Below are 5819 nucleotides of genomic sequence, written 5' to 3' on the forward strand. Positions count from 1 at the left end.
CAAACAAAAAACCCGCGGTGACCTACTCTCCCACACCCTAACAAGTGCAGTACCATCAGCGCAAAAAGCCTTAACTACTGGGTTCGGAATGGAACCAGGTATTTTACTCTCGCCAAAACCACGGAAAACCAAACAACACACACCCCACCAACAAACAAACAAGAGGAGGGGCACACGCCGGGGTTATTACCCAAAAACCATACAGTGGACACGTCAACAACAAAAACAATACTCACATACTCATGCCACCACAAAAAGTGATAAACAGTAAGCCTTCGACCTATTAGTACCAGTCAACTCCACACCTCTTCAGTCGGCGCTTCCATACCTGGCCTATCAACCCCATCATCTATAGGGAGTCTCACACACAAAAAGTGCAAGGAAATCTCATCTCAAAACAGGCTTCCCACTTAGATGCTTTCAGCGGTTATCCCTCCCGAACGTAGCCAATCAGCCATGCACCTGGCGGTACAACTGACATACCAGAGGTTCGTCCGTCCCGGTCCTCTCGTACTAAGGACAGCCTTTCTCAAATTTCCAACGCACGCAGCGGATAGGGACCGAACTGTCTCACGACGTTCTGAACCCAGCTCGCGTACCGCTTTAATGGGCGAACAGCCCAACCCTTGGGACCAACTCCAGCCCCAGGATGCGACGAGCCGACATCGAGGTGCCAAACCATGCCGTCGATATGGACTCTTGGGCAAGATCAGCCTGTTATCCCCGAGGTACCTTTTATCCGTTGAGCGACGGCCATTCCACAATGAACCGCCGGATCACTAGTCCCGACTTTCGTCCCTGCTCGACCTGCCAGTCTCACAGTCAAGCTCCCTTGTGCACTTACACTCAACACCTGATTGCCAACCAGGCTGAGGGAACCTTTGGGCGCCTCCGTTACTCTTTAGGAGGCAACCGCCCCAGTTAAACTACCCATCAGGCACTGTCCCTGAACCAGATCATGGCCCGAAGTTAGATATCCAGAATGACCAGAGTGGTATTTCAACAACGACTCCACACAAACTAGCGTCCATGCTTCACAGTCTCCCACCTATCCTACACAAGCCACACCAAACACCAATACCAAACTATAGTAAAGGTCACGGGGTCTTTCCGTCCTGCTGCGCGTAACGAGCATCTTTACTCGTACTGCAATTTCGCCGAGTTCATGGTTGAGACAGTAGGGAAGTCGTTACTCCATTCGTGCAGGTCGGAACTTACCCGACAAGGAATTTCGCTACCTTAGGATGGTTATAGTTACCACCGCCGTTTACTGGGGCTTAAATTCTCAGCTTCGACCACAAAGATCTAACCAATCCTCTTAACCTTCCAGCACCGGGCAGGAGTCAGTCCGTATACATCGTCTTACGACTTCGCACGGACCTGTGTTTTTGATAAACAGTCGCTTCCCCCTGGTCTCTGCGACCCATACACGCTCCCCACCGCAAGGGCAGTTCACGCTCAAGGTCCCCCTTCTCCCGAAGTTACGGGGGCATTTTGCCGAGTTCCTTAACCATGATTCTCTCGATCGCCTTAGTATTCTCTACCTGATCACCTGTGTCGGTTTAGGGTACGGGCAACTAGAACCTCACGCCGATGCTTTTCTCGACAGCATAGGATCACCAAATCCCCCACAAACGGGGTCCCATCACACCTCAGGCAAACACGGCCGCATTTAACAAACCGATACCCTACATGCTTAGACCACGACAACCATCGCGTGGCTTGGCTACCTTCCTGCGTCACACCTGTTAATACGCTTACCGCCACTGCTCGGATCCTACAACCCGCAGTAAGCTCCACACCAATCATAAAACCAGTGCAGTTACAAACCACATCGCATAGTTAGCATCACAGTCTTAGTATGGACGGTCCTTCGTCGGTACGGGAATATCAACCCGTTATCCATCGACTACGCCTGTCGGCCTCGCCTTAGGCCCCGACTAACCCAGGGCAGATTAGCTTGACCCTGGAACCCTTGATCATCCGGCGCACGGGTTTCCCACCCGTGATTCGCTACTCATGCCTGCATTCTCACTCGCATACCCTCCACCACTAGTTCACACCGCAGCTTCACTGGATACACGACGCTCCCCTACCCAACACACTCCACAAATGAAGCACATTGCCATAACTTCGGTGGTGTACTTGAGCCCCGCTACATTATCGGCGCGGAATCACTTGACCAGTGAGCTATTACGCACTCTTTCAAGGATGGCTGCTTCTAAGCCAACCTCCTGGTTGTCTAAGCAACTCCACATCCTTTCCCACTTAGCACACGCTTAGGGACCTTAGTTGATGGTCTGGGCTGTTTCCCTCTCGACAATGAAGCTTATCCCCCACTGTCTCACTGCTACACTCTCACTTACCGGCATTCGGAGTTTGGCTGACGTCAGTAACCCTGTGGGGCCCATCGGCCATCCAGTAGCTCTACCTCCGGCAAGAAACATGTAACGCTGCACCTAAATGCATTTCGGGGAGAACCAGCTATCACAGAGTTTGATTGGCCTTTCACCCCTATCCACAGCTCATCCCCTCCATTTTCAACTGAAGTGGGTTCGGTCCTCCACCACGTCTTACCGTAGCTTCAACCTGGCCATGGATAGATCACTCCGCTTCGGGTCTAGATCCTGCCACTCAAACGCCCTATTCAGACTCGCTTTCGCTACGGCTACCCCACACGGGTTAACCTCGCGACAGAACACTAACTCGCAGGCTCATTCTTCAAAAGGCACGCTGTCACCCCAAAAGGCTCCAACGGCTTGTAAGCACACGGTTTCAGGTACTATTTCACTCCCCTCCCGGGGTACTTTTCACCATTCCCTCACGGTACTTATCCGCTATCGGTCATCAGGAAGTATTTAGACTTACCAGGTGGTCCTGGCAGATTCACACGAGATTCCACGAGCCCCGTGCTACTCGGGTGGTCACACAAGCGGCGTGTCACATTTCAGGTACAGGACTCTCACCCTCTCCGGCCGTCCATTCCAAGACGTTCCCCTACACAACACAACATCACTACACTAGCCAGTTAGAACTAGAACGGTAACTCCCACAACCCCCATGATGCAACGCCTAACCGCTATCACACACCACAGGTTTAGTCTCATCCGCTTTCGCTCGCCACTACTCACAGAATCATTAGTTATTTTCTCTTCCAGCAGGTACTGAGATGTTTCACTTCCCCGCGTTCCCCCCAACCAGCCTATACATTCAACTGGCGGTAACTCACATCACTGCAAGCCGGGTTTCCCCATTCGGAAATCCTGGAATCAACGCCCTGTTATCGGCTCCCCCAGGCTTATCGCAGATTCACACGTCCTTCATCGGCTCCTGATGCCAAGGCATCCACCGTGTGCCCTTAATAACTTACAAAACACACAAATAATCAAAGAATAAAATCTAAGTTGTTACAAAATCATGAAAACAATAACAGAACAAACAAACACCCAAAAGCGCCCATTCGCTCACAGTTTCCAGAAGATGCTCGCGTCCACTATACAGTTCTCAAACAACAACCCACACACACAACAAACACACCAAAACAGCATATCCACCATGCGCCAGGCACAACAACAGAGACAACAAACCAAAGCTTGCTACCTCAAAACCCAACAGTATACCTTGAAAACACCACAACCAAGCAATGCCAAAAACAATGACGATATTCCACCCATGAGCAAACCCAGTGTCCAACACTCGCGGACAAACCAGGCTCAACCAATAAATGTTGAAGCTCCTTAGAAAGGAGGTGATCCAGCCGCACCTTCCGGTACGGCTACCTTGTTACGACTTAGTCCCAATCGCCAGTCCCACCTTCGACGACTCCCCCCACAAAAAGCGGTTAGGCCATCGGCTTCGGGTGTTACCAACTTTCGTGACTTGACGGGCGGTGTGTACAAGGCCCGGGAACGTATTCACCGCAGCGTTGCTGATCTGCGATTACTAGCGACTCCGACTTCATGGGGTCGAGTTGCAGACCCCAATCCGAACTGAGACCGGCTTTTTGGGATTAGCTCAACCTCACAGTATCGCAACCCATTGTACCGGCCATTGTAGCATGCGTGAAGCCCAAGACATAAGGGGCATGATGATTTGACGTCATCCCCACCTTCCTCCGAGTTGACCCCGGCAGTCTCCTATGAGTCCCCACCATCACGTGCTGGCAACATAGAACGAGGGTTGCGCTCGTTGCGGGACTTAACCCAACATCTCACGACACGAGCTGACGACAACCATGCACCACCTGTACACCAGCCCAAAAAGGGAAACCCTATCTCTAGAGCGATCCAGCGTATGTCAAGCCTTGGTAAGGTTCTTCGCGTTGCATCGAATTAATCCGCATGCTCCGCCGCTTGTGCGGGCCCCCGTCAATTTCTTTGAGTTTTAGCCTTGCGACCGTACTCCCCAGGCGGGGCACTTAATGCGTTAGCTACGGCGCGGAAAACGTGGAATGTCCCCCACACCTAGTGCCCAACGTTTACGGCATGGACTACCAGGGTATCTAATCCTGTTCGCTCCCCATGCTTTCGCTTCTCAGCGTCAGTTACAGCCCAGAGACCTGCCTTCGCCATCGGTGTTCCTCCTGATATCTGCGCATTCCACCGCTACACCAGGAATTCCAGTCTCCCCTACTGCACTCTAGTTAGCCCGTACCCACTGCACACCCGGAGTTAAGCCCCGGGCTTTCACAGCAGACGCGACAAACCGCCTACAAGCTCTTTACGCCCAATAATTCCGGACAACGCTCGCGCCCTACGTATTACCGCGGCTGCTGGCACGTAGTTAGCCGGCGCTTCTTCTGCAGGTACCGTCACTTTCGCTTCTCCCCTGCTGAAAGAGGTTTACAACCCGAAGGCCGTCATCCCTCACGCGGCGTCGCTGCATCAGGCTTGCGCCCATTGTGCAATATTCCCCACTGCTGCCTCCCGTAGGAGTCTGGGCCGTGTCTCAGTCCCAGTGTGGCCGGTCACCCTCTCAGGCCGGCTACCCGTCGTCGCCTTGGTGAGCCATTACCCCACCAACAAGCTGATAGGCCGTGAGCCCATCTAAAACCAGTACAAACCCTTTCCACCAAAAACCATGCGGTTCCCAGTCATATCCGGTATTAGACCCAGTTTCCCAGGCTTATCCCAGAGTCAAAGGCAGGTTACTCACGTATTACTCACCCGTTCGCCACTAATCAACCCGGTGCAAGCACCAAGCATCATCGTTCGACTTGCATGTGTTAAGCACGCCGCCAGCGTTCGTCCTGAGCCAGAATCAAACTCTCCGTTAAAAAACAAAAAAGAATGATAACTGTTATAGCTCAAAAATAAACAAAACCATCCCATACTCCACAAAACGGAAGCACCCGCCGTGCTTAATGACGGAACAAACACCACAAACATAGTGCTCGAGAGATGATCATAACTGTCATATTGAAAACCAAAAGTTATCAAAATAATAAATAAATTGGTATCAATCAAAGTTTTTATAAATCAAAGCACACTATTGAGTTCTCAAGCAACAAACCACCCCAACACTCACCCCACACCAACCGGCGCAAGAAGCTTGCATTGGGCAGTCAATTCTCTTATTTCAGCCACCCACCGCAGCAGGCAACCATTCAAGCTTACCAGAAGCATTTCCACACCGCAACACGAAACAACATGTTCCACATCACAACCACGCATGAGCACATCCCAGCAACCACCACAACAGGCAACCACACAAAACCAAGCACACACGCACCAGAAACACCCTATAAAACTCTCAAAACCACCGCCCGACTAGGCACTTCATACAGCACCGCGCCACGACGACTCAAACAACTATACGCA

1 protein-coding gene and 3 rRNA genes are annotated in these 5819 nt (G+C 51.7%); 1 reads left to right on the forward strand and 3 read right to left on the reverse strand.

Features of this window, described 5'->3' with window-relative positions:
• Positions 1–9 precede the first annotated feature (9 nt).
• The 3 genes from rrf to JTP09_RS09905 form a co-directional block, all read right to left on the reverse strand.
• Positions 10–126, reverse strand: a 5S ribosomal RNA gene (gene rrf / locus JTP09_RS09895).
• A gap of 137 nt (positions 127–263) precedes the next feature.
• Positions 264–3372, reverse strand: a 23S ribosomal RNA gene (locus tag JTP09_RS09900).
• A 369-nt stretch (positions 3373–3741) separates the two neighbouring features.
• A 16S ribosomal RNA gene (locus tag JTP09_RS09905) occupies positions 3742–5275 on the reverse strand.
• Together the 16S, 23S and 5S rRNA genes form the textbook arrangement of a ribosomal RNA operon.
• A gap of 280 nt (positions 5276–5555) precedes the next feature.
• Here JTP09_RS09905 and JTP09_RS09910 point away from each other — a divergent pair.
• On the forward strand, positions 5556–5819 hold a 264-nt coding region (locus JTP09_RS09910; protein WP_204878304.1), incomplete at its 3' end, for a hypothetical protein.

It is taken from the genome of Rothia sp. ZJ1223, assembly GCF_016900985.1.
Classification (GTDB): Bacteria; Actinomycetota; Actinomycetes; order Actinomycetales; family Micrococcaceae; genus Rothia.